We start from the raw sequence: 20,463 nt of genomic DNA, 5'->3' as shown, positions 1-20,463 counted from the left end.
GAAAAAGACATGACCCTGACCCTTATGAACACCGAGACCGCCATTGGTGCGATCGGGCGGCTATGGGCTTCGGCCCCTGTCACGATCGGCAGCCTGACCCTGACGGGCATGGAGGTGCCCCGGCTCATCCGTGATGGGGGCACCCAGCAGGTGGCCGTGCACCGCCTGCCCGGTGGTGGCAGGGTGATCGATGCCGTAGGCAACGACCCCGACCGCCTGGAATTGACCGGCACGTTTGTCGGCCCCACCGCCATTGAACGCGCGCGCGTGCTTAAGCAGATGCGGATTGCGGGCGTGCCGGTGCCGTTCAGCGGGGCAGGGCTGTCGCTTATGGTCCGCATCGTACAATATTCCTATGATTACGCGCAGAAAGGCGTGGTCATTCCCTATCGGCTGGTGCTTGAACAGCCGCCCCAGCTTGCGGCTTCCACGAATGTGGTGTCCGGCCTTTCGGCTCTGGTGGGGGCTGATACGGGTTCCGCCCTGTCCGGCCTTACGGATGCGCTGGCAGAGGTCTCGACCATTGCTGGTAACGTGACCGGCCAGCTTGGCACCATCATCGGGCAGGTTACACCCATTGCCGACATGGCGGGGGCCGGTGGCGTCCTGTCCGGGGTGGAGGACAATCTGGGCATGGTGGGCGGCCTGTCTGGCGCAGGGGTCAACCTGGCCTCGGTACCCGATAGCGCTGCCAGCGTGGTGTCCGGGCTTGCTGCATCCGGCACGGGGCTGACCGGTGCCATTGGCCAGACCGGGGCCAATATGGAAGGGATTGCGCCCGATAATGCCGTCAGCCTCTCGACCCTGACCCAGAACGCACAGTTGCACAGCGCCACCGTCAACAGCGCGGGTCTGGTCAACCGCGCCTATGCCAACACGCTGCTGGCCACAGGCGGCGTGCAGGATGGCCCGATTGCCAATAACTGAGCAGGAGGTAACAGACCCATGGCGCTCACCATAAAAGTTACGGCGGCGGATGGCACGCTGTACCATGTTGCGGCCCGGCGGCTGAATGATGCCACCGCGTGGTGGCGGATCGCGCAGCTCAACGGCATGACCGACCCCGACCTGTCTACTTTCACCACGCCCGTCACACTTGTGCTGCCTGCCATTGATACCGCGCTCAATAGTGGCGTGCCGGGGGTTGCGGCATGAGCGGCAGTCTTTCGCTCACCACTGCCGGGCAGGCCACCTGGCGCGCGCCGCGCGCGCGGCTGCTGGTCAACGGCACCGAACGGGCGGAAACCGGGATCGAACAGTTCACCCTGACCCGCACCCGCTACAGCCGGGCCGACACGCTTGAAATGACACTGGCGCTGGACCGCGCCGCCATGCCCGGCACCGGGTTGTGGTTTGACCTCCCAGCGCCTTCCGATGGCAGCGCCATGAGCGAACTGGGCATAACGCTGCAGATGCGTGACGCGGGCAATGAGGGTGCGCAATGGACGACCGTATTTACAGGTATCATTGATCATGTTGCGCTCAGCCCGGCGCAGACAGCGGTTACAATCGCCTGCCGCGACTATCTGGCCAGGCTTCTGGACATGCGCATCTGCGCCAGCTGGATGAACATGACCGGGGCGGAAGTAGTCGCGGCCATGGCCAGGGCAGCAGGGCTTACGCCACAGGTCAGCATGCCACAGGCCATGACGGGCCAGTTCTGGCAGGTGGAGCACAAACGGGGCAGCGCTGCCAGCCACAGCCGGTTCCAGACGGCATTTGACCTGGCCAGTACGCTGGCCACCGGGGCTGGCTGTGACCTGTACACGCAGGGCACCACGCTTGTCTGCGCGCCCTATCCAACACCCACGCAGACCAATACCCATAAGCTCGATTATGCCGATAACGGGCCGGAGCAACCCATTATGGCGGGGGCTTACGGCCTGAATTTCAGCCGCGATTACCAGATCGGCCGGGGCATCATCGTGCATGTCATGGCATGGGACAGCCGACAGCGCACAAAGGTGGATTACTACTGGTCAGCGGCTGGCGGCTCCACCACACCACCTGCACAGGCTGGCACGTTGCACAGCTTCAGCCTGCCAGGCGCGCGGCTGGATACGGCCAGGCAGATGGCACAATGCAAATATGGGCAGATCATGGCCCATGCCCGCACCATTACCGGCACCCTGCCGGGGCGTATCACGCTCCAGCCGCGTGACTTCATGCAGCTGAGCGATACCGGCACGACATGGGACGGTACGCTGGACGTGGATGCCGTGATCAGCCGTTTTTCATGGAATGGCGGCTTTTCGCAGCAGGTCACGCTGCGTAGCCGCAGCATGACAGGAGATGAAACCGATGACTGATACCCGCATGGTCGCCGCAGGCCTGGCGCACGCGCAGGCCCAGCCCGGCTTCGGGCTGGTCAGCGCGGTGGACCCGGTCAATCACGCCGTAAAGGTCATGCTCCAGCCCGCCGGGGTGGAGAGTGGCTGGGTGCCCTGTGGCGCGCTACAGGCAGGCAGCCTGCGTATTGCCTGCCTACCCGATATTGGTACGCATGTCGTGACCCTGCCGGTCGAGGGCGATGCCGAACACATGGTCATGGCCTGCCCGGTGTTTGACGCCGTGCTCATGCCGCCCGCATCGCCCGCCACGGGCAAACCGGCCCAGCCCGGCGAGATGCTGATCGTGGCAGGCTGCCCGACACCGCCCGTCAATGGCGCGACGGCGCAGGGCGACGCCACGCAGAACGCGCCGTGGTGGCACATTACCAAGGACACGATCTACAGCGGGGCAGGGCAGGCCACCGAGACACTGACCGCAACCGGCAAGGCGTGGAAGGTGGGCAGCGTAGGCATGACGCTCGACGCCAACGGCCTTGCCGTTACCGGCGGCCCGATCACCACAGACAAGGACATGACCGCGCAGGGCACCGTCACCGGCAAGACGGACGTGCTCGCGGCGGGCATCTCGGGCAAGAGCCATACCCATGGCGGCGTGCAGCCCGGCAGCGGGTCAACGGGGGCACCACAATGAGCGCGCTTTCCCACACCATGGGCGGCGACCTCGACCTGTCGGGCACCGGCAGCGTGGCCGTCGTGACCAGTGCCGACCAGACAAGGCAGGCGCTCCTGCGCAGGCTATGCACCAATGCAGGCGCCTATATCTGGCAACCCGATTACGGGGCTGGCCTGCCTGCGCGCGTGGGTAGCGTGATGGATGAGGCGGGCGTGCGCGCCCTGGTGCTCGAGCAGATGCAGGCGGAAGGCGGTGTGGACCAGACCCAGCCGATCACGGTCACGATCAGCAACCCGAGGGTAGGGGCCTACCTGCTGGCCATTGCCTACACCGACGCCGATACCGGCACGGTGCAGGAACTGACACTGAGCACATGACGGGCGCTCCGCGGGGCGCCTTTTTTATTGGAGGTCCGTCTTGGCCCTAACCTTCCAGTCTTTCAGGACCACGCTGGGCAACATGGTGGCAGCCGCACAGGGCGCATGCCCGTCGCTGCTTGACCTCAATGTCGGCTCTCCCGGTCGCGCCATGCTCGAGGCCGTGGCGGGGCTGGGGCTGTGGTTCCAGTTCATTGCACTCCAGATCCTCTCACGCACGCGGCTGGCCACGTCCATCGGCACCGATGCAGACAGCTTCGTGCAGGATTTTGGCCTCACCCGCCTGCCGGGCACGGCGGCGACTGGCACGGTCACCCTGACCTCATTCTCGCCTGCCAGCCAGTCGGCCACGGTGGCGGTGGGGGTCACGGTGCGCACGGCGTCCAGCCTCGTGTTCACGGTGGTGCAGGACGAAACAAACCCGGCATGGTCCACCAGCGCCGGGGCCTACGTCCGCCCCGCGGGCACGGCGTCAATCACGGTGCCGGTGCAGTGCGCCTCGACGGGTGCCACCGGCAATGTCGCGGCGGGGGCCATCTGCCTGCTGGGCACGGCCATATCGGGCATTGATACGGTCACCAACACCGCAGCCCTGACCAATGGCAGCGATGGCGAGACGGATGCGGCGCTCCGCACGCGGTTCGTATCCTACATCAACAGCCGCTCCAAGGCGACGGTCTCGGCCATTGAGAACGCGGTGACCGATGTGTCCGCCGACCTGATCTACCAGGTGCTCGAGAACGTGGACACGTCCGGCGCGGTGCTGCCCGGCAACGTGGTGGTGTTTGTTGATGACGGCTCTGGCGATGTGGCTGACAGCGTGATCGATGCGGTCTATGCGGCCGTGGATGACGTGCGGCCTGCCGCCGTATCCATTCAGGTCGTGCGGCCCAACGTGGTCAGGCCACCCGTGACCATGACAGTAGCCGTTAGCAATACCGGCGACCTCACCACCGTGCAGGCCACCATCAGCACCAATATCGCAACCTATCTCAACAGCCTCGCCATCGGGGCCTCGGCCAGCTACTCGCGCCTGATCCAGATCGCCTATGCCGCCAGCACATCGGTCACCAACGTGACGGACGTGACGCTGGCAGGCAGCACGGTGGACCTGCCCGCAACCACCGGCACAGCCTATCGGGCAGGGACGGTGAGCTTTGGCTGATGTGACACAGAACGGCTTCGCGCTGCGCGTGCGCGCGCTGCTGCCGACCGGCTGGTTCCCGGCCGCACCCGGCACGGGCGAGACAGAGCAGGCCCCGGTGCTCAACGCCCTGCTGCAGGGCTTTGGCAGCGTGTTTGCATGGATATGGGGCCTGCTGGACAGCACCAATGACCAGACCCGTCTGGCCACCATGACCGGCGCGCTCCTCGACATGTTCGCCGCCGACTTCTTCGGCACGACGCTGACCCGCGCCACGGGCGAGAGCGACGACGCCTACCGCGCCCGTATCGAGGAGGCCCTGTTCCCTTCGCTCGGCGCCCGGCCTGACGTGGTGAACGTGATTGCCGATGAAGTCGGCACCGCAGGCCGCGTGATCGAGCCGCGCAATGCGACCGACTGCAAGGGGCTGGGCACGCTTTCCAGCCCGGCCACCGGCGGTGGCTACGGCTATGGCGTGGCCGCCCTGCGCTATGGCTCGCGCGGCGTGCCGTTCCAGCTTTTTGCCCAGTTGCCGACCGGCGACACCAACCCGCCCGCAACCCAGACCCTGACCCGCATCGCCAATGTCATGCCCGCAGGCACGATTGCATGGGTGCAGGACGTGGAGACCCTTGACTGATGGACAGACAGATCGTCTACCCCGCGCAGATCCCGCTTGATAGCGACCTGCTCAACGCCCAGCGCAATGCCTTCGTGAGCCTCGGCCACCTTGCGGGCATGGCTTATGGCGACAATACCGTGGCCGCTGGCGGCTTTGTCTGCACGCCGGGTACCGGGCTTGCCGTGACCATTGCGCCCGGCTCGCTGCTGGCTGCAGGCGTTGTGGACGGCACAGCCTATGGCACGCTGGCCGCCAATGGGAGCGTACTGGTGCGCCAGTATATCAGCCGTGATCCGGTCACGCTTGCCGTGCCGGGAGCAGGGGCCACATACACGGTCTATGTCACACCCGCCACGGTCGATGCCGATGCCACCGTGCTACCCTTCTACAACGCTGCCGACCCGTCCGTGACCTATGCCGGGGCTGATAACAGCGGCAAGGCAGCACCCACCGTGCGGCAGGACGTGGCGCAGCTTGGCATCGCGGCCACCGTGCCGGATGGGGCCTGTCCGCTCTGGACCATTACGGTGCCAGCCGCAGCCACGGCCATGACGGCGGACATGATTGCACAAGCCGAGGGCGCGCCGTTTTACCAGACCATTCCCGAACTCCAGGCCTCGAAGATATCGAAGGCAGGCGACGGCATGACCGGCCCACTGACCGTGCTCAATGCTGCGGCGGCGCAGAACCCGGTCGCCCTGGGCCAGCTTGCCGGGCTGACACCGGGGCGGCTGCTGAACACGCAGGTGTTCGACACTGCGGGCACGTACCCCTACACGCCCACGCCCGGCACGACCCGTATCGAGGTTGATATTCAGGGTGGCGGTGGATCCGGGGGCTACACATACGGCACCGGCTCCGCATACGTTTCATGCTCAACCGCTGGGGGGGCGGGGAGCTTCTGCCGCGCAGCATATGCCCTGAACGACATACAGGACGCTATCGCGGCAGGCATCAACATTACTGTTGGCGCAGCGGGCGCCGTCTCGCCCCTGAATGAGTCGGGCGGTAATGGGGGAGCATCCTCATTCGGTAGCCTGGCAACGGCTCCGGGCGGATACGGTGGGAAATACGGCGTTGCGGCGAATGAGAATGCCTATTTCCAGTTTGCGCTGGGCACGCCCGGCGATGCGCCGACCGGGACGGGAATTATATTTTCCGTGCGTGGCGGCCCTGCGGACATGCAGTTCGATCTGGGCGGCGGCATCATGAGCGGACAGGGCGGCAGCAGCCTGTTCGGAACGGGCGGCGGTCCCATTTCGGCTGGGGGCGCCTACGGCGTAGCCAATGTCATAGCCCAAAATGGCAATGGCCCCGGCGCGGGCGGCTCCGGATTGCCCGCAGGGGTTAGCGCAACGGGCGGTCCGGGCGGTCTGGGCGTGGATGGTATTGTCATAATCAGGGAATATGCATGATGGCGCAGAAAACCTACGCATGGATCAACGCCAGCGGGACCGTGGGCCAGGTCATCACGACCGATGCCGATCTGGCTGCCCTCTACGCGCCTGATTTTGTCGCGGCCTGCGTGGATGTTACGGCAGTCACCCCGCAGCCTGCCGATCACTGGACCGCCACGAAATCATCGGCGGGAGTGTGGTCGTTTGCAGCCCAGGTTGCGGCAACGGTTTGCCCTTGCCCAGCAGGCGACAGCGGCGCAATCGTGGATCAGCCAGCAGGCCAATCTCGCCGCCGCAATGGGTGAAACCTTCACGGCTGACATGAAGGCCTACGTGCTGGCCATCGCTGCCATAGCCAACGGCATTGACACCACCAGCACCACGCTGCCCGCCCAGCCGACGGATGTGATGACGGCCAGCACGGCCACCACCACGATCTGACCCGGCCGCACAACCCGCGCCTGCCATGCCGCCCATCCGGGCGGTTTTTTTATGAGAAAATGAATGAGTGAAACAGCATCCCTGACGCAAGGCGGCCCGGTGGCGCTGATGCGCTGCGCCACGGTGGAGGATCTGGCCCGCGTGCGTGAGCGGCTGGCCAAGGTCGAGGGCGGCCACGACAACCTGCGCGACGGGCTGAATACCCTGTCTGTCCAGTTCTCTGACCTGCGGCGCGACCTGACAAAATCAATGGCCGATACCGGCGCCCAGACCCGGCGCGAGATCATGGAGCGCGTGGACGACATGACCGACACGGCCACCGAGCGCAATAACGAGATATCGGGCAGGCTGGCCCGCATCGAAGGCGGCCTGAAACTGACCTCGTGGGTGACCATGACCTTCATCGTGCTGGCCACCGGCCTGCTGGGCTGGGGGCAGATTGGCGATGCCGCATGGTCGTTCTGCAAGCGCGCGTTCGGGTATGGGTCGTGATAACCGCACCGCCCGGCCTGCTGGCCGACCTCAAGGCCCGTGTCATTGCGCCCACGCTCGCCTTCATCGGCCTCGGTGGCCCGGCGGCGATCAACCTGCTGGCGGGCATCGCCCTGGCTGAAACGGGTTGCCGCGTGCTGGTGCAGGAAGGCGGCGGCCCGGCGCTGGGGCTGTGGCAGATGGAGCCGTTCACGCATGACGACATCTGGGCCACTTTCCTGCCAGCACCACGCCTGTCATCCATCCGCGCCCGGCTGCTCGCCCTGCAGGCCGGGTGGCCCGTGGGGTCGGACCGCGCCACGCAACTGGTGGGCAACCTGCCCTATGCCTGCGCCATGGCCCGGCTGAAATGCTACCGCGCACCCGATCCGCTGCCCGGCGCCGATGACGCGGCGGGGCAATGCCGGTTCTGGAAAACCAATTACAACACCGCGCTGGGGGCGGGGGACGTGGACCCGCAACACGTCGCCCTGTTCGCGCAAGCCATCGAGGCATGACATGAACACCACCGCAAAACTCAGCGGCCTCGGGGCCGTCATCGCACTCCTGCTGACCGAGGTGCCGGAGCAATACGCGCTGTATGCCGCGATCTTCGTGTTCGCATGCAGCGCCGCCACCGCCATCATCCCGCCGCCGCATGCGGGCAGCCGGTGGGCCGTGGCCTACCAGCTCATGACCACCATCGGGCTGAACATTGGCTGGGCGGAAAACCACTTCAAGCCGGGGCAGTCGGGCGTGCGGGTGCCGCTGGCTGACAAGCCTGCTGCGAAGCAGGCCGTGACGGCTGCTGGTATTCCGGTCCTGAACAGGAAAGGCCAGCCCGAAACACTGAAAAAACAGGGGGTGCAGCTCCGGCGCTAGGTGGATGGCCGATGTGAGCCGAAGCTGCCATCCCTATTCTGCCCTTCATTGCGGCAAAAATAAGTCACATATGTCCCGCCGCCAGGGCGGTTTTTTTACAGGAACAGGCGCATGAATCTTATGCTCTCCCGCCGGTGCGTGCTGCGCATGGGGGTCGCAACGCTAATGGGCGGCATGCTCCCCGGTTGCACACTCACCCGCGCGGGCAAGGTCACCACCATTACCCTGAACGTGGCTGAAGTAACGGATTACGGCAATGCCCTCGTGTCCTTCGCCAATACCGCCATCAGTCTTTCATGTGTCGCGGCAGCCATGGGCCCTGCAAACGTGACGCTGGCCAATACGGTTATTGCAGCACTCAAGGAAGCGCTCGATGCGTTCAGGACGGCCGCCGGGTCGAGTACGTCGGTCAGTTATGACAATACCAGCGTCCGCACGGCGTTTGACAGTATTGTAGCCGATATCGAGCAGATCAATACGCTGGTTATCGCAGTCATTACCGGCATGGTATCCGACCTGTCGAGCACTGTGGTCTCGGAGGCGAAAACGGCAGCGAATGCCGCGTCAACGCTCATCTCGCTGCTCAAGGCCATGGTGGACATGACGACACGGCGCCTGCCGGTCGGCACGACCCTGTCTGCACAGGCAGCAATCGGGCGGATTACGGTTTTCGTGGCAACGCATGGTGCATGAATGGTCATGAGCAGGTGAAGCAATATGGAAAATGCCGCAACAATCTTTCCTTTCCTTTGTGGCATTGTGGTGGGCAATGCCGTCAGCCTGCTGGCTGGGGGAATTTTTATGCAACGTCACTGGCGGCGGCAGCGGATAATGCGCGAACGCCTTGGGCCGCCGGTGGCCTGATGAAAGTCGGTCGGATACTTCAAGAAATGTCGCTTTATTTGAAAAAGACGACATCCGCCAACTTTTGTTCTTGATCACTTTTTGGATGACGAGCGTGCAGGCAACCTGATTTCACTTGCCAGCACGCCCGCGACAATACAGCAGGCGCCCAGCACCGATGTGGCTGGCAGCGGGTCACCAGCCATGCGCCCGACAATCCCGCCCCATACGGGCTCACCCGCGTAGATGATGGTGGCCCGTGTGGGCGAGACGGCTTTCTGCGCCCAGTTCATGGCCAGTTGCACAAGCATGCTGCCTGCGCCAAGGCCCACGCCTCCGGCAACCCATATCCATGAAAATGCGGGCAGGCGCTCGCCCGTGACCGGCATGGCCAGCAGGGCAAGGAGTCCGGCCACCAGCAACTGCACCACGGTGATGCGCCTGCTGTCTCCCAACAGTGCACAACGACTGATCAGCATGATCTCGGCTGCCGCCGATACGGCACACAGCACGGTGGCGCATTCACCCCGGCCAAACCCACCCTGCGTGGCACCCGTACCTGCCAGCAGTACCAGGCCACCAAAAGCCATCCCGATGCCTACCCAGTTCATGATGCGTGGCGGCCTGCGCAGCACGATCCATTGCAGAAGAGGCACGATCGGCACGTAAAGCGCGGTCAGAAAAGCGGAACGGCTGCTGCTGATGGTTTGCAGCCCATAGGTCTGCAGGGTGTAACAGCCCCATATTGCAACACCAATCGCCATGCCCGCGCCCATCTCGGCCAGGGTGATCCGCCGCAGGGCGCGGTGGAAAACTGCGCAGCCGATCAGCCCTGCTGTCATGAAGCGCAGCCCAACGAAGAACAGGGGGCCGCAATGTCGTAGCGTGACATGCACGATCAGGAACGTGCCACCCCAGAACAGTGTTACGGCCATCAGGGCCAGTTCCTGCCGTGAGGGAAGGTTCAAGATCGTCATGCACACGCCTGCCATTGTTTCATTCTGATCCGCACTTCTTCCTCCAGATAACCAGAAATAAAGCGGAGCTTACCCTGCGCGAAGGCACGCAACCCGTCCTTCTTCCGTGCTGTTTAACATCCATGCGCATGGTTTGAAGCAGGGGAGGACGGTCTTGTCACTTTTTGCCAATATGTCATCGGGGGAAGGCTGGCTCCAGCTTGGTGAACTCGTGCTTGCTTTCGTCCTGTCGGCGCTGGTGGGGATGGAGCGGGAGTTCAGGCAGAAAAGTGCTGGCCTGCGCACTTACACGCTGGTCGGGGTGGCATCCGCGCTGTTCATGCTGGTGTCAAAATACGGGTTCAACAACATTCTTGATGCGGGGCGTGTCGTGCTGGACCCCTCACGCATCGCGGCACAGGTGGTATCGGGCATCGGGTTCATTGGCGGCGGCGTCATCTTCATGCGGCGTGATATCGTGCGGGGGTTGACCACGGCGGCGTCAGTCTGGCTGACTGCGGCACTGGGCATGGCCTGCGGGGCGGGGCTGATTACGCTGGCGGTGGCGACAACCATCGGTCATTTCATCATCATGCTCGGCTTTCCGCGCATCAGCCATTTTATTCCACGCGATCATGCCGCCCGTTCGGTGGGGCTGTTCGTGTCCTACCCCGATGGGCGGGGACTGCTGCGCGTGATCCTGATCCGCTGCACCAGGCTGCGTTTCACCATTACCCGCGTAAAGCTGGAACAGCCGGACAGATCCCTGCAGGACCCCGATGCCCTGCAGGACCTGCGTGACCGGCAGCACGATGCGGAAATGCCGATGCCCGATGAAAGGCCGGGCCATGGCACGGTCACGCTGTTCATCAAGGTGCGCGGCAGGCGGCCCGTCTCGCACCTTGTTGCTGCATTATCGGACATTGACGGCATTATCAGCGTGGAAACCGATGAAGGCGATCATGATCCTGAATAGGCAGCCTGACCAGGCCGCTCAGACCGGCAGTTGCACGCGCCCCTGTGCATCACGGGTTACGGCGGTCGTGGCTACAACAGCGCCAACAGGCAGGGCGGCATAGAGATGCGGAAAAAGCTGCCCCCCGCGTGATGGCTCCCAGCGCACTGCCGCCGGGTCGAGCAGGCCCAGATCGACCGCAAGCAGCACAAGGCCGCTCTGGCCTGCAAAATGCTTTTCAAGCGTGCCATGCACCTGCGGCCCTGTGGAGAAATGGATGAAACCATCAGCCACATCAGCAGGCGAGCCTTTGAACAGGCCCGCGCGGGCGAATGCTTCATGCTCGGGGGCGGTCAGGATTTTATAGACGATATGCTCTGTCATCACATTCTGGTCCGGTCAGGGGAGAGCGAAGCATAGGGCAGCGCGCCGCCAGTGGAAACATGCTGGCCGCCATAATACCTGCCCGCACGCAACGCGAGCAGGGCCACCCCGGCCAGCCCCGCGCTCCACGCCAGAACCGCGTAGGGGCCCGCACCGGACAGAACCACCCCGCCACACAGCGCGCCCGCGCCGATGCCGCTATTAAAGCCCGTGACACAGAACGAACAGGCGGCCTCGCGCTGATGGGGCGCCAGTTCAATGGCATAGCTTTGCGGGCCAAGATTGATCAGGGCGGCAATGATGCCCCATGCCGCCATGTCCACCCATGCCAGCCATGATGCCCAGCCTGAGGCGACCAGCAGCACATGGCTTGACATCAGGGCGACCATGGCCATGCCAATCGTGCGCCCCGCCGACCAGGGCAGGTGGCCGCCCAGCCAGTTGCCCCCGATCCCCACCACGCCATAGATCAGCAGCAATAGTGGTATAAGCCGCTCTGGCGCATGTGGTATGGCTGACAGAAGCGGAATGATATAGGTATAGGCCGTGAAATGGGCACTGACCACAAGCATGGTCAGCACGGCGATGTAACGCAGCACCGGCTGGCGCAGCAGGGCTGGAAGATCAAGATGCCTGCGCTGCGAGGGCAGGGGCGGCAGCAATGCCAGAACACCCCCCATGACGGCCAGCGCCGCAATGCCGCACGCCATGAATGCCGCCCGCCAGCCCAGCCACTGCCCGATGGCCGCAGCCATGGGAATGCCGCCCGCAAACCCCACCGCAACCCCTGTAAAGGCCCATGCCGTGGCACGCGCCACCGGCATATGCGGCGCGAGGCGGACGGCAACGCCCGCTATGGTCGACCAGAAAATGCCATGACCGAGTGCCAGTGCAACCCGCATCGCCGCCATGAGCGCGTAATTCGTGACAAAGGCGCAGGCGATATCCATCACCCCCGCCAGCCCCAGCAGTGCCGCCATGAGCATGCGCCGGTCCAGCCCCGAGGTCAGCAACGTGAGCGGGATGGCCGTCAGCGCCACCAGCCAGGCATAGCCCGTGACCAGCAGCCCGATGCGACCGGGCGAGACATGCAGGCCGGCCGCCATGTCCGTCAGCAGCCCTATTGGCAGCACCTCGGTCACCAGCCAGACAAACGCCCCCATCGAGAGCATGATGATACGCATCATAAACGCATTTACCCCCGGCACGCCGCCTGCGCGCAGGCACAGCGGAACCGGGCCGCTTTAATGCCATATCCGCAGGACGAAAAGGGGAGAATGCGCATAATTACGGGCAGAATGCAAAATCGGTCTGGTCATCGCGGTGCCAAGGGAGCACCGTGGGATCAATCAACCACCAGTGCGTATGAATAGTATGGAAAGGTTCGCATGATGACGCCGCTCCCTGGTAATGACACGGGGCCCGCCGTACTGCATTTTCCGCGCCGGGCCATTCTGCCGGCAGGGGAAGCATCGGATTACCTGGGTATCCGCCCCCGCCACCTGCGCGCCATGCGCCTGCTGCGCTGCGGGCCAAAAACCATCACCATCAACCGCGAGACGCTCTATACCGAAGAAGACCTGCGCAACTTTCGCCAGGGATTGCTCAATATGGTGGGCGTTACAGAAAACGGCGGGCTATACCGCGAACTCAAGCCAGGTGAACGGACCACCGCAACTGAGGGCGATCCGCTGATCGTGCTCCTGTCGCGACATATCATCCGCCGCAAGGCCACGCTGGTGGGCCTGTGGAGCATGATGGCGATGGGCATCGGCATTGATCTGATCCTATTCTGAACAGACCGGAGCGCCAGCAGCAGATGCCCGCGCGTACGGAGCCAGCATATCGGGAATAAAAAAAGGGGGCTCCATCCGGAACCCCCTTTTTTGACACATGGTGTCAGGCGCGCAGATTACTGCTGGCCGTGATCGCCGTGCTCATGGTCGCCATGCTCACCACCGTGGTCACGGTCGCCATGCTCGCCACCCTGGCCGTTCTGGTCATGACCGCCGCGATGGCCACGGTCGCCATGCTCGCCACCCTGGCCGTTCTGGTCATGACCGCCGCGATGGCCACGGTGCTCGCCATGGTGCTGCTCGTTGTTGTCATCCGCATGAGCAGCGACGGGCAGGGCCAGGCCGAGGGCCGCAGCAAAAAGCAGTGCTTTTTTCATGTAATTTATTCCTTCCTAACGAACTGATTTTTGCAAATCAGATATTGCCTTATAAAATAACGGCCCGATGATATAAAGGGCATAGCGCTATTTCATTTGTAACCGAATGCATCACTTATATCGCTGAAGGTCAATACCTGAATTTTGCGTGAGGCTGCCATGCATTTCAGGCATCATCATACAGGAAGCCTTCATCGGATACCGTCTGCACACCATCGTGCGGGCGGGCATAGCCGCGCCTGCTTCGCCAAGCGCGCAGCAGGGCTTCACGCCATTCTTCATGCGGCTCTTTACGGGGTTTGGGGGTGGAATCGGACTGTATGTTCATGATCCGGAAACCTCTGAAAAAGCCCGCCAAAGCGCAGGCAGGGATGCTTAACAAATATGGAACATCATAAGTGTGACGATTGTATGAATCCTGTTTTGCAAGGCTGCGGCTTTTTTTCCTCATGCACGTGGTTCAGATCAGTCTGCTGATGGTATTATTAGGAATCTATTCTTTTGCGCACCAGGGATCAGGTCTGCTACGTGGCAATAATCATGTAATGCCGGAAAACTGCCAGGACCGGTCGAATCACGAGGGTCATGCCGCCATATGGCCTGAGCGGCGCGCATCCTTCTGGCCCTGCCGGAGCATCCATGGTCTTGTAAGATTCACAAAACGCCAGGGGGCATGAGCGTGCCCGCCCGCATGATAAAGGAAAACCAACCATGCAGATTGATCTGACAGGCCGGACGGCCATTGTAACAGGCTCAACCGGCGGGATCGGCCTGGCCATTGCCAGGGGGCTGGCTGCGAGCGGTGCGCATGTCATCGTCAACGGGCGCCGCCCGGCAGCGGTAGCGGAGGCGATCAAGGCCCTTTCCGCACTGGGCAAGGGCAGCGTAGCGGGCTTTACAGGCGATCTGGGCACGGCGGAAGGCTGTGCCGCGCTGATGGCGGCCCACCCGCAATGTGATATCCTGATCAACAATCTGGGCATTTTTGAGCCGAAAGATTTTTTTGAAACCCCGGATGCCGACTGGACCCGTTTTTTCGAGGTCAATGTCATGTCTGGCGTGCGGCTTTCACGGGCCTATCTGCCGGGCATGCAGGCGCGTGACTGGGGGCGTGTGGTATTCATTTCATCGGAATCGGCGTTCAACATTCCGGTCGAGATGATCCATTACGGCTTCAGCAAGACCGCGCAGGTCAGCATCGCGCGCGGCCTGGCGGAGCGGATGGCGGGCACCAATGTAACCGTGAATTCCGTGCTGCCTGGGCCGACCCTGTCGGAAGGGCTGGCGGAAATGCTCAGGCCCGAGCAGGAAAAAACCGGCAGGACGATGGAGGAAGTGGCGGCAGAATTCGTGATGCAGCATCGTCCGTCCTCCATCATCCGCCGCGCAGCAGGCGTGGATGAGGTGGCGAACATGGTGGTTTACCTGTCCTCGCCGCAGGCATCGGCCACGACGGGGGCGGCCGTGCGCGTTGATGGCGGCGTGCTGAGCACGATCTGAACTCGCCAGCCCTGTGCGCGTGCGTCCCGTGCCGGTCATGGCCGGGGCGTGCCGCGGCCCCTCCATGACCATGCGGATTGCTGGTAGGAGAAAGGGGTCTGTCCATTTCCATGCCGCAGGGATTTTTCATGTCCACCACCGTTCTTTACTCACCAGACGACGTGCGTGCCGCAGGGAGCAACGTGCTCCTGATTGACGTGCGCGACCCCAAGGATTTCGCGGCAGGCCACATTCCCGGTGCCGTCAACATGCCGGACATTTTTACCTATCTGGCCGAAACCTCGCATGAAGGGCTGCACAAGCTGCAGCAGACCTTTGCCACCCTTTTTGCCGATTACGGGCTGGATGGCACCAGAACCGCCATCGTTTATGAAGATGCCCTGCACACCCGCTACGGCGCGTCCTGCCGGGGCTACTGGATCCTGCGTTATCTGGGTTACCCGAAAGTGGGCATTCTTGACGGTGGGCTGAGCGCGTGGCGCAGGGAAGGGGGCACGCTGACAACCGATGTCACCCGCCCCGCACGCACCGACTTCCCCCTGCGGCCCGATGCCAGCCTCATGGCAACGCAGGCCGACGTGCGGGCGGCGCTGGGTTCTGCCACCATCAAGCTGCTTGATAACCGCGACCGGGTGGAGTGGCTGGCTGAAAGTTCATCGCCCTACGGGGTTGATTTCGCGCCGCGCAAGGGCCGTATTCCCGGTGCCGTGTGGATCGAATGGTATGACTTCATGAAGGTGACCGACAACCACGCGGCCTTCCGCACGCCTGATGAAATCCGCGCACTCGCCGCCACGCGCAACCTGCATCCTGATGATGACATCATTATCTACTGCTTCAAGGGTGCACGTGCCGCCAATACCTATGTGGCGCTGGCTTCGGCCGGGTTCAGCAGGCTGCGCATCTACATGGGGTCGTGGAACGAGTGGTCACGCAACCCGGCGCTGCCGATTGAAGGCGGGCTGCCAAAAGCCGCCGCACCCTATAACGGCGCCTGAGGGAAGAAATAAGCGGACTTTTGCGCCTGTCGTGGCGTGAAAGTCCTCTGCGCGCGGAGCGGCCTTACGATCCTTTTGCCGCTTCTCCCTGCCGGGCATGACTGGCCATGATGTCCCTGGTCATGGCCTCGACCTGCCGCGTCAGGCGGGAAAGCTGCCGGGTACGGTCATGCACCAGGGCAAGCGTGAGATGGGGCACCTGCCCGCCCGCAAGCGGCACGAAAGCGAGCTCCCCGCGCAGGACCTCGGCCATGACATCGAGCGAACTGAGAAAACAGATCCCGATCCCCGCCGCCACCAGAGAAAGCATCATCTGCACATTGTTCGCCCGTGCCGCCACAGGCGGGCTGATGCGCCCGCTTTGCTGCAGCCTGTCAAACACGGCGGCAATGGCAAGCGGTTGTTCAGGCATGATGACAGGATAGTCCATGCACTGCGCCAGCCTGACCGAACTTTCCCGTGCCAGCGGGTGCGTGGGCGGGCACACGAAGCCGAGCGGGAAAGTCATGCGGTGCAAGACCACGATGTCGCGCATGTCATCGGGGTCCAGCACAAGGGCCAGGTCTCCTTCACCAGACAGGAGGGCCTGGCAGATCCATTTATTGTCACGGATGTTCACATTCAGCACCACGCCGGGATGGCTGGCCTTCATGCCTGCTACAAGTTGCGGCATGAAAGCGCGTGACAGGGCCTCAGGCGCCAGCAGGTCAACCTGCCCGCGCCGGATGCCCTTCAGGTCATCGATCTGGCGGGTCAGGTCATCCAGATCCTTCACCCAGCGGCGGGCGCAGGCGTAAAGCAGCTCGCCTGCCGCTGTCAGCCGCATGCCGGTGGGCAGGCGCTCGAACAGGGGGGTCTGCAATTCCTTTTCGCCCAGCAGGATGTGCCGGTTGATGGCTGAACCCGCGATGTGCAGTTCCTCTGCCGCGCGACGGATGGACTTATGGCGCGCAACCGCCAGGAAATAGACCAGAAAGCGCGAAAAGGGGTGCATGCGTTCTCATTTTGAGAATGGGAAAGGCTCAATTATGATATATCTGAGAGCATGCTGCATGTGAAATGATCTTTCTGAAAGCCGCCAGAGCCTTTCCGGCCCGTTCAGGAGACCCCCCACCATGACCCTCGCCGCTGCCACCCCCTCCTTGCCCCGCAACATGACATTTGATGCCGATGACTGGCTGATCCTGGCCCGTTGCTGGCACCCGGTCGCCCTGGTGCGTGACCTGGGCACGCAACCGATGGGCGTGACCCTGCTTGATGCCCCGCTGGTGCTCTACCGCACGGGCGATGCCATTGTGGTGGCTGATGACCTGTGCCCGCATCGCGGCGTGCCGTTAAGCATGGGCAAGGGCGACGGGCAAAGCGTAGCCTGCGCCTATCACGGCTTCCGCTTTGGCCAGCAGGGGCGGTGCGTCAAGGTGCCTGCCCACCCGGACAACGCCATTCCCGGCAAGCTGAACCTGCGCACCTACCCCGCCGTGGAGCGGTACGGCCTGATCTGGACCTGCCTGCGCCCTGATGAGGGGCTGCCGGTCATTCCGCCCATGCCACACTGGGATGACCCGGCCTATCAGCAGATCAATTGCCCCTTTATCGACATTGCCGGTTTTGCCGGGCGGCAGGTGGAAGGCTTCATTGATGTGGCCCACTTCGCCTTCGTGCATACCGACACCTTTGCCGACCCCGAAAACCCCGTGGTGCCGCCTTACAAGACGCACCTCACGCCCGATGGGTTCGAGGCGGAATACCGCAGCAGCGTGGGCAACTACCCCATTGGCAAGACTGATCGGGGGCGCCCCGGCTTTGAATGGCTGCGCCACTTCCGGGTGCATGTGCCCTTTACCGCCACGCTGGAAATCCACTTCCCCGATAACGGGCGGCTGGTCATCATGAATGCGGCCTCACCCGTATCAGCGCGGCAGACACGCATGTTCGCGCCGATGTGCCGCAACTTCGACAAGGAACTGCCGCTGCAGGATGTCTATGACTTCAACCTGCGCGTCTTCGAGGAAGACCGTGCGCTTGTCGAGGCCCAGAAGCCCGAGAACCTGCCGCTCGACCCCACGCTTGAGGCCCATGTCATGGCCGATCGCAGTTCCATTGCCTATCGTCGTGCCCTACGCACGATGGGGCTGAGCCAGTTTTTCACGGCATAGCGTCATGTCAGCACTTTTTCCTGTTATCGTGCATGACGTCATGCCCGAGGGCGCGGACTGTGTCCGCCTGCGGCTGGCAGCCGCGCCGGGGCAGGGGGCGCTGCCCCGCTTCGCCCCCGGCGCGCATGTGGATGTCCTGACCCCTGTGGGGCTGGTGCGCCAGTATTCGCTGTGTGGCGATGCGGATGATCCCGGTTTTTATGAACTGTGCATCAAGCGTGAAGCAGCCTCACGCGGGGGATCGGAGTCCCTGTGCAGCACCGTGGAGAAGGGGATGGAACTGCACATCTCGCCACCCCGCAACGCCTTCACGCTCCCGGCTGCGCAACATTATGTGCTGATTGCAGGCGGGATCGGGATTACGCCACTGCTGTCCATGATGGCGCGGCTGCAGCGTCAGGGTGCGGACTGGACCTTGCACTATTACACACGCACGCCCGATCAGGCGCCATTCAGGGACCGGTTGCTTGCCGCTCCCTATATGGGCCGCGTGCACATGGCCAGAAGCCTCAAGCAGGGCTATCCCGCAGCACTGTCCCGCCCTGACACCGATACGGCCATCATGCTGTGTGGGCCGGATGGCTTCATGCAGGCGGTCTCCTCCCATGCCATTGCCGCAGGCTGGAAGCCTGCGCAGGTCCATACGGAATATTTCCGCCCTACGGAAATGGTAACTGACGATGATGAGCAGGCATTCAAGGTCGTGCTGGCCCGCTCCGGGCGCAGCATAACCGTGCCACCTGGCCAGAGTATTGCCGGTGCCCTGATGGCGGCAGGCATCGCGGTCAGCCTCTCGTGTGAACAGGGCATGTGCGGGGCCTGTGTCGTGCCGCTGCTGGCCGGGGAAGGCGCGCACCGTGACATGGTGCTGAGCGAGGAGGAACAGGCCTGCAGCATTGCCCTGTGCTGCTCACGCGCCCGCACGCCCTCCATCACTCTGGACCTGTAACAGTCATACTTCCGGTGCGCGTGATTTGTTTAATGATATGAATGATAAATAATTTTCTGGTAAATATTTTTCAGAATCTGTTGAGAATTGAATTTTCTCAAGGGTCCTGATGTGATTCAGGACAAGAAACACAAAATGTCATCCAGACCCCACGTAAGGGGACAGGAAACAAACGGCTCATAGGAAAATCAGAAAGGCTGGCCTGAATTTGAGAATTTTGTAATTACTGACAACATGGGCTGTGAGGGGCATTACATCAACAACATTGACATCATACATGCTCTCATGACAAAGCCGTGTTATTAAAGTCAGGGGAATGACGTATGCCGAGCGATAAAGCTGCCGCACAGACACGGCAACGCATTATTGAAAGCTTTGTCGCCCTTATTGAAGAGCGCGATGATGTCACGGTCCCCACGGCCCATATTGCAGAACGCGCCAACCTTTCCGTAAGGACTATCTATAAGTATTTTTCCTGCCGTGATGCCCTGTTGCGGGCGACGGGTGAATGGCTGAATACGCAGGTATTCGGCTTTGCGTTGGGCACGGACGCGGATGATCTGGTACAGGGCTTCCGCATCGCGGCGGCGCGGTTTGACGAGCACCCGAATCTTTCCCGCATTCTTGCCCTGACACGGGTCGGGCGTTCAATGCGGATCAAGTTTCGCAATGAACTTCTCGTCCGTCGGCGCAGAACGCTATGGCGCGATACGCCAGACGTGCCCGCCGCCGATCGACGCCGGGCAGAAGCCGTAATTGCCTGCCTGGACAATGTCCTGTCGTGGCTGACGCTCCGCGAGGAGTTCGATATGAACGGCAGCGAGGCAGGCGCCGCCATAAGCTGGGCCATAGAAGTGATTCTGCGTGAAACTCGTGCCATGACCCCTTCAGAACCGCCTTCCCAGCCCTGATTCCCACTCCGCTCCAGTCCGCAGTTCATCGGGGCAGGGCGCTGATCAGTCCTTCCGGCTACTTTCTTCTTCGCCCGGTTCGGCATCAAGCGCGCGGGCCAGATCGCCTCTGATGAAGGCATCAAGAATATCACCGAGAAAAGCGGCCATGCTTTCACGCGGGTTATCACCATCAAAAAGAGGTCCGTTGGGCGCTTTTATGACGAACAGGTTGAGGCCATCGTGTGGAAAGTACGCTAAACAACGTTTAGCATGAACAGTAGAAGAACGTCTGGGTAGCGTGATCTTGCCTGAGGGCAAGCCGCTGTTTCTTTGTTGAACAACGGCAAGCAGCACGGAA

The 20,463-nt window shown here is 62.6% G+C and carries 28 protein-coding genes and 1 pseudogene; 23 read left to right on the top strand and 6 right to left on the bottom strand.

Annotated elements, in window-relative coordinates:
• Positions 1 to 9: 9 nt before the first annotated feature.
• From OQZ28_RS10830 to OQZ28_RS10760, 15 genes are all read left to right on the top strand, one after another.
• The gene (locus OQZ28_RS10830) at positions 10 to 927 is read left to right on the top strand and encodes a hypothetical protein (RefSeq protein WP_458136105.1); all 918 of its coding nucleotides are present in this window, start codon (positions 10 to 12) and stop codon (positions 925 to 927) included.
• A gap of 18 nt (positions 928 to 945) precedes the next feature.
• The gene (locus OQZ28_RS10825) at positions 946 to 1,155 is read left to right on the top strand and encodes a hypothetical protein (protein WP_458136104.1); all 210 of its coding nucleotides are present in this window, start codon (positions 946 to 948) and stop codon (positions 1,153 to 1,155) included.
• Positions 1,152 to 2,309 (top strand): hypothetical protein, encoded by a 1,158-nt coding sequence (locus OQZ28_RS10820; protein ID WP_458136103.1) that lies wholly within the window; start codon positions 1,152 to 1,154, stop codon positions 2,307 to 2,309. The genes OQZ28_RS10825 and OQZ28_RS10820 overlap by 4 nt, the downstream gene beginning before the upstream one ends.
• Positions 2,302 to 2,982 (top strand): phage baseplate assembly protein V, encoded by a 681-nt coding sequence (locus OQZ28_RS10815; RefSeq protein WP_458136102.1) that lies wholly within the window; start codon positions 2,302 to 2,304, stop codon positions 2,980 to 2,982. The genes OQZ28_RS10820 and OQZ28_RS10815 overlap by 8 nt, the downstream gene beginning before the upstream one ends.
• Complete coding sequence (locus OQZ28_RS10810) at positions 2,979 to 3,341, top strand: phage tail protein (protein ID WP_458136101.1); 363 nt, start codon at positions 2,979 to 2,981, stop codon at positions 3,339 to 3,341. The genes OQZ28_RS10815 and OQZ28_RS10810 overlap by 4 nt, the downstream gene beginning before the upstream one ends.
• Positions 3,342 to 3,381: 40 nt before the next feature.
• Positions 3,382 to 4,506 (top strand): baseplate J/gp47 family protein, encoded by a 1,125-nt coding sequence (locus OQZ28_RS10805; protein ID WP_458136100.1) that lies wholly within the window; start codon positions 3,382 to 3,384, stop codon positions 4,504 to 4,506.
• A gap of 1 nt (position 4,507) precedes the next feature.
• Positions 4,508 to 5,125: a hypothetical protein gene (locus OQZ28_RS10800; RefSeq protein ID WP_458136215.1), complete on the top strand. Its 618-nt coding sequence runs from the start codon at positions 4,508 to 4,510 to the stop codon at positions 5,123 to 5,125.
• The gene (locus OQZ28_RS10795; protein ID WP_458136099.1) at positions 5,125 to 6,522 is read left to right on the top strand and encodes a glycine-rich domain-containing protein; all 1,398 of its coding nucleotides are present in this window, start codon (positions 5,125 to 5,127) and stop codon (positions 6,520 to 6,522) included. The genes OQZ28_RS10800 and OQZ28_RS10795 overlap by 1 nt, the downstream gene beginning before the upstream one ends.
• A complete protein-coding gene (locus OQZ28_RS10790; protein ID WP_458136098.1) occupies positions 6,519 to 6,809 on the top strand; it encodes a hypothetical protein in 291 nt (96 codons plus the stop codon). Before OQZ28_RS10795 ends, OQZ28_RS10790 begins: the two co-directional genes overlap by 4 nt.
• The gene (locus tag OQZ28_RS10785) at positions 6,802 to 6,945 is read left to right on the top strand and encodes a hypothetical protein (protein ID WP_458136097.1); all 144 of its coding nucleotides are present in this window, start codon (positions 6,802 to 6,804) and stop codon (positions 6,943 to 6,945) included. The genes OQZ28_RS10790 and OQZ28_RS10785 overlap by 8 nt, the downstream gene beginning before the upstream one ends.
• 63 nt (positions 6,946 to 7,008) lie before the next feature.
• Positions 7,009 to 7,437: a hypothetical protein gene (locus tag OQZ28_RS10780; protein WP_458136096.1), complete on the top strand. Its 429-nt coding sequence runs from the start codon at positions 7,009 to 7,011 to the stop codon at positions 7,435 to 7,437.
• A complete protein-coding gene (locus OQZ28_RS10775) occupies positions 7,437 to 7,934 on the top strand; it encodes a hypothetical protein (protein WP_458136214.1) in 498 nt (165 codons plus the stop codon). Before OQZ28_RS10780 ends, OQZ28_RS10775 begins: the two co-directional genes overlap by 1 nt.
• Position 7,935: 1 nt before the next feature.
• Positions 7,936 to 8,298, top strand: coding sequence for a hypothetical protein (locus tag OQZ28_RS10770; RefSeq protein WP_458136095.1), 363 nt, complete (start codon positions 7,936 to 7,938; stop codon positions 8,296 to 8,298).
• A gap of 111 nt (positions 8,299 to 8,409) precedes the next feature.
• Positions 8,410 to 8,991, top strand: a complete 582-nt coding sequence (locus OQZ28_RS10765) for a hypothetical protein (protein WP_458136094.1) — start codon at positions 8,410 to 8,412, stop codon at positions 8,989 to 8,991.
• Positions 8,988 to 9,236, top strand: a complete 249-nt coding sequence (locus tag OQZ28_RS10760) for a hypothetical protein (RefSeq protein WP_458136093.1) — start codon at positions 8,988 to 8,990, stop codon at positions 9,234 to 9,236. The genes OQZ28_RS10765 and OQZ28_RS10760 overlap by 4 nt, the downstream gene beginning before the upstream one ends.
• Here the strand turns inward: OQZ28_RS10760 and OQZ28_RS10755 are convergent, their stop codons facing one another.
• Positions 9,237 to 10,118 carry a DMT family transporter gene (locus tag OQZ28_RS10755; protein WP_458136092.1) on the bottom strand — a complete coding sequence of 294 codons (882 nt, stop codon included), beginning with the start codon at positions 10,116 to 10,118 and terminating at the stop codon, positions 9,237 to 9,239. It abuts the gene before it with no gap.
• Positions 10,119 to 10,290: 172 nt separating this feature from the next.
• Here OQZ28_RS10755 and OQZ28_RS10750 point away from each other — a divergent pair, with 172 nt between their 5' ends.
• Complete coding sequence (locus OQZ28_RS10750) at positions 10,291 to 11,073, top strand: MgtC/SapB family protein (RefSeq protein ID WP_458136213.1); 783 nt, start codon at positions 10,291 to 10,293, stop codon at positions 11,071 to 11,073.
• An 18-nt stretch (positions 11,074 to 11,091) separates the two neighbouring features.
• Here OQZ28_RS10750 and OQZ28_RS10745 read toward each other — a convergent pair whose 3' ends face one another.
• Both OQZ28_RS10745 and OQZ28_RS10740 read right to left on the bottom strand, forming a co-directional pair.
• The gene (locus tag OQZ28_RS10745) at positions 11,092 to 11,436 is read right to left on the bottom strand and encodes a DUF952 domain-containing protein (protein ID WP_458136091.1); all 345 of its coding nucleotides are present in this window, start codon (positions 11,434 to 11,436) and stop codon (positions 11,092 to 11,094) included.
• Positions 11,436 to 12,623 carry an MFS transporter gene (locus OQZ28_RS10740; protein WP_458136090.1) on the bottom strand — a complete coding sequence of 396 codons (1,188 nt, stop codon included), beginning with the start codon at positions 12,621 to 12,623 and terminating at the stop codon, positions 11,436 to 11,438. The genes OQZ28_RS10745 and OQZ28_RS10740 overlap by 1 nt, the downstream gene beginning before the upstream one ends.
• A 201-nt stretch (positions 12,624 to 12,824) precedes the next feature.
• On the opposite strand from OQZ28_RS10740, the gene OQZ28_RS10735 reads away from it, so the two are divergent.
• Both OQZ28_RS10735 and OQZ28_RS10730 read left to right on the top strand, forming a co-directional pair.
• Complete coding sequence (locus tag OQZ28_RS10735) at positions 12,825 to 13,232, top strand: hypothetical protein (protein ID WP_242621872.1); 408 nt, start codon at positions 12,825 to 12,827, stop codon at positions 13,230 to 13,232.
• Positions 13,233 to 13,360: 128 nt separating this feature from the next.
• Positions 13,361 to 13,636 (top strand): hypothetical protein, encoded by a 276-nt coding sequence (locus tag OQZ28_RS10730; protein WP_458136089.1) that lies wholly within the window; start codon positions 13,361 to 13,363, stop codon positions 13,634 to 13,636.
• A gap of 139 nt (positions 13,637 to 13,775) precedes the next feature.
• On the opposite strand, the gene OQZ28_RS10725 is transcribed toward OQZ28_RS10730, so the two are convergent.
• Positions 13,776 to 13,937 (bottom strand): hypothetical protein, encoded by a 162-nt coding sequence (locus OQZ28_RS10725; protein ID WP_165399182.1) that lies wholly within the window; start codon positions 13,935 to 13,937, stop codon positions 13,776 to 13,778.
• A 383-nt stretch (positions 13,938 to 14,320) separates the two neighbouring features.
• On the opposite strand from OQZ28_RS10725, the gene OQZ28_RS10720 reads away from it, so the two are divergent.
• The gene (locus OQZ28_RS10720) at positions 14,321 to 15,109 is read left to right on the top strand and encodes an SDR family NAD(P)-dependent oxidoreductase (RefSeq protein ID WP_458136088.1); all 789 of its coding nucleotides are present in this window, start codon (positions 14,321 to 14,323) and stop codon (positions 15,107 to 15,109) included.
• Positions 15,110 to 15,237: 128 nt separating this feature from the next.
• A complete protein-coding gene (locus OQZ28_RS10715) occupies positions 15,238 to 16,107 on the top strand; it encodes a sulfurtransferase (protein WP_458136087.1) in 870 nt (289 codons plus the stop codon).
• A 64-nt stretch (positions 16,108 to 16,171) separates the two neighbouring features.
• Here OQZ28_RS10715 and OQZ28_RS10710 read toward each other — a convergent pair whose 3' ends face one another.
• Complete coding sequence (locus OQZ28_RS10710) at positions 16,172 to 17,101, bottom strand: LysR family transcriptional regulator (RefSeq protein ID WP_458136086.1); 930 nt, start codon at positions 17,099 to 17,101, stop codon at positions 16,172 to 16,174.
• Positions 17,102 to 17,222: 121 nt separating this feature from the next.
• Between OQZ28_RS10710 and OQZ28_RS10705 the strand changes: the two genes are divergently transcribed.
• From OQZ28_RS10705 to OQZ28_RS10695, 3 genes are all read left to right on the top strand, one after another.
• Positions 17,223 to 18,263, top strand: a complete 1,041-nt coding sequence (locus OQZ28_RS10705; RefSeq protein ID WP_458136085.1) for an aromatic ring-hydroxylating dioxygenase subunit alpha — start codon at positions 17,223 to 17,225, stop codon at positions 18,261 to 18,263.
• Between the two features lie 4 nt (positions 18,264 to 18,267).
• Positions 18,268 to 19,212, top strand: a complete 945-nt coding sequence (locus OQZ28_RS10700) for a PDR/VanB family oxidoreductase (protein WP_458136084.1) — start codon at positions 18,268 to 18,270, stop codon at positions 19,210 to 19,212.
• A 323-nt stretch (positions 19,213 to 19,535) separates the two neighbouring features.
• The gene (locus OQZ28_RS10695; RefSeq protein ID WP_458136083.1) at positions 19,536 to 20,123 is read left to right on the top strand and encodes a TetR/AcrR family transcriptional regulator; all 588 of its coding nucleotides are present in this window, start codon (positions 19,536 to 19,538) and stop codon (positions 20,121 to 20,123) included.
• 45 nt (positions 20,124 to 20,168) lie between these two features.
• Here the strand turns inward: OQZ28_RS10695 and OQZ28_RS10690 are convergent.
• Positions 20,169 to 20,463, bottom strand: a pseudogene (locus OQZ28_RS10690) (hypothetical protein); the annotation flags it as partial.

The sequence above is a fragment of the Komagataeibacter sp. NFXK3 genome (genome assembly GCF_054182245.1).
This window is presented reverse-complemented; position numbering and strand designations above follow the sequence as displayed.

Bases quoted from the DNA above. Each gene is read 5' to 3' on its own strand.
- OQZ28_RS10755 (WP_458136092.1), bottom strand. From the start codon at position 10,118: ATGACGATCTTGAACCTTCCCTCACGGCAGGAACTGGCCCTGATGGCC.
- OQZ28_RS10720 (WP_458136088.1), top strand. From the start codon at position 14,321: ATGCAGATTGATCTGACAGGCCGGACGGCCATTGTAACAGGCTCAACC.
- OQZ28_RS10750 (WP_458136213.1), top strand. From the start codon at position 10,291: ATGTCATCGGGGGAAGGCTGGCTCCAGCTTGGTGAACTCGTGCTTGCT.
- OQZ28_RS10735 (WP_242621872.1), top strand. From the start codon at position 12,825: ATGATGACGCCGCTCCCTGGTAATGACACGGGGCCCGCCGTACTGCAT.
- OQZ28_RS10780 (WP_458136096.1), top strand. From the start codon at position 7,009: ATGAGTGAAACAGCATCCCTGACGCAAGGCGGCCCGGTGGCGCTGATG.
- OQZ28_RS10700 (WP_458136084.1), top strand. From the start codon at position 18,268: ATGTCAGCACTTTTTCCTGTTATCGTGCATGACGTCATGCCCGAGGGC.
- OQZ28_RS10825 (WP_458136104.1), top strand. From the start codon at position 946: ATGGCGCTCACCATAAAAGTTACGGCGGCGGATGGCACGCTGTACCAT.
- OQZ28_RS10830 (WP_458136105.1), top strand. From the start codon at position 10: ATGACCCTGACCCTTATGAACACCGAGACCGCCATTGGTGCGATCGGG.
- OQZ28_RS10810 (WP_458136101.1), top strand. From the start codon at position 2,979: ATGAGCGCGCTTTCCCACACCATGGGCGGCGACCTCGACCTGTCGGGC.
- OQZ28_RS10790 (WP_458136098.1), top strand. From the start codon at position 6,519: ATGATGGCGCAGAAAACCTACGCATGGATCAACGCCAGCGGGACCGTG.
- OQZ28_RS10745 (WP_458136091.1), bottom strand. From the start codon at position 11,436: ATGACAGAGCATATCGTCTATAAAATCCTGACCGCCCCCGAGCATGAA.
- OQZ28_RS10765 (WP_458136094.1), top strand. From the start codon at position 8,410: ATGAATCTTATGCTCTCCCGCCGGTGCGTGCTGCGCATGGGGGTCGCA.
- OQZ28_RS10785 (WP_458136097.1), top strand. From the start codon at position 6,802: ATGGGTGAAACCTTCACGGCTGACATGAAGGCCTACGTGCTGGCCATC.
- OQZ28_RS10710 (WP_458136086.1), bottom strand. From the start codon at position 17,101: ATGCACCCCTTTTCGCGCTTTCTGGTCTATTTCCTGGCGGTTGCGCGC.
- OQZ28_RS10770 (WP_458136095.1), top strand. From the start codon at position 7,936: ATGAACACCACCGCAAAACTCAGCGGCCTCGGGGCCGTCATCGCACTC.
- OQZ28_RS10820 (WP_458136103.1), top strand. From the start codon at position 1,152: ATGAGCGGCAGTCTTTCGCTCACCACTGCCGGGCAGGCCACCTGGCGC.
- OQZ28_RS10795 (WP_458136099.1), top strand. From the start codon at position 5,125: ATGGACAGACAGATCGTCTACCCCGCGCAGATCCCGCTTGATAGCGAC.
- OQZ28_RS10705 (WP_458136085.1), top strand. From the start codon at position 17,223: ATGACCCTCGCCGCTGCCACCCCCTCCTTGCCCCGCAACATGACATTT.
- OQZ28_RS10740 (WP_458136090.1), bottom strand. From the start codon at position 12,623: ATGATGCGTATCATCATGCTCTCGATGGGGGCGTTTGTCTGGCTGGTG.
- OQZ28_RS10695 (WP_458136083.1), top strand. From the start codon at position 19,536: ATGCCGAGCGATAAAGCTGCCGCACAGACACGGCAACGCATTATTGAA.
- OQZ28_RS10715 (WP_458136087.1), top strand. From the start codon at position 15,238: ATGTCCACCACCGTTCTTTACTCACCAGACGACGTGCGTGCCGCAGGG.
- OQZ28_RS10725 (WP_165399182.1), bottom strand. From the start codon at position 13,937: ATGAACATACAGTCCGATTCCACCCCCAAACCCCGTAAAGAGCCGCAT.
- OQZ28_RS10815 (WP_458136102.1), top strand. From the start codon at position 2,302: ATGACTGATACCCGCATGGTCGCCGCAGGCCTGGCGCACGCGCAGGCC.
- OQZ28_RS10760 (WP_458136093.1), top strand. From the start codon at position 8,988: ATGAATGGTCATGAGCAGGTGAAGCAATATGGAAAATGCCGCAACAAT.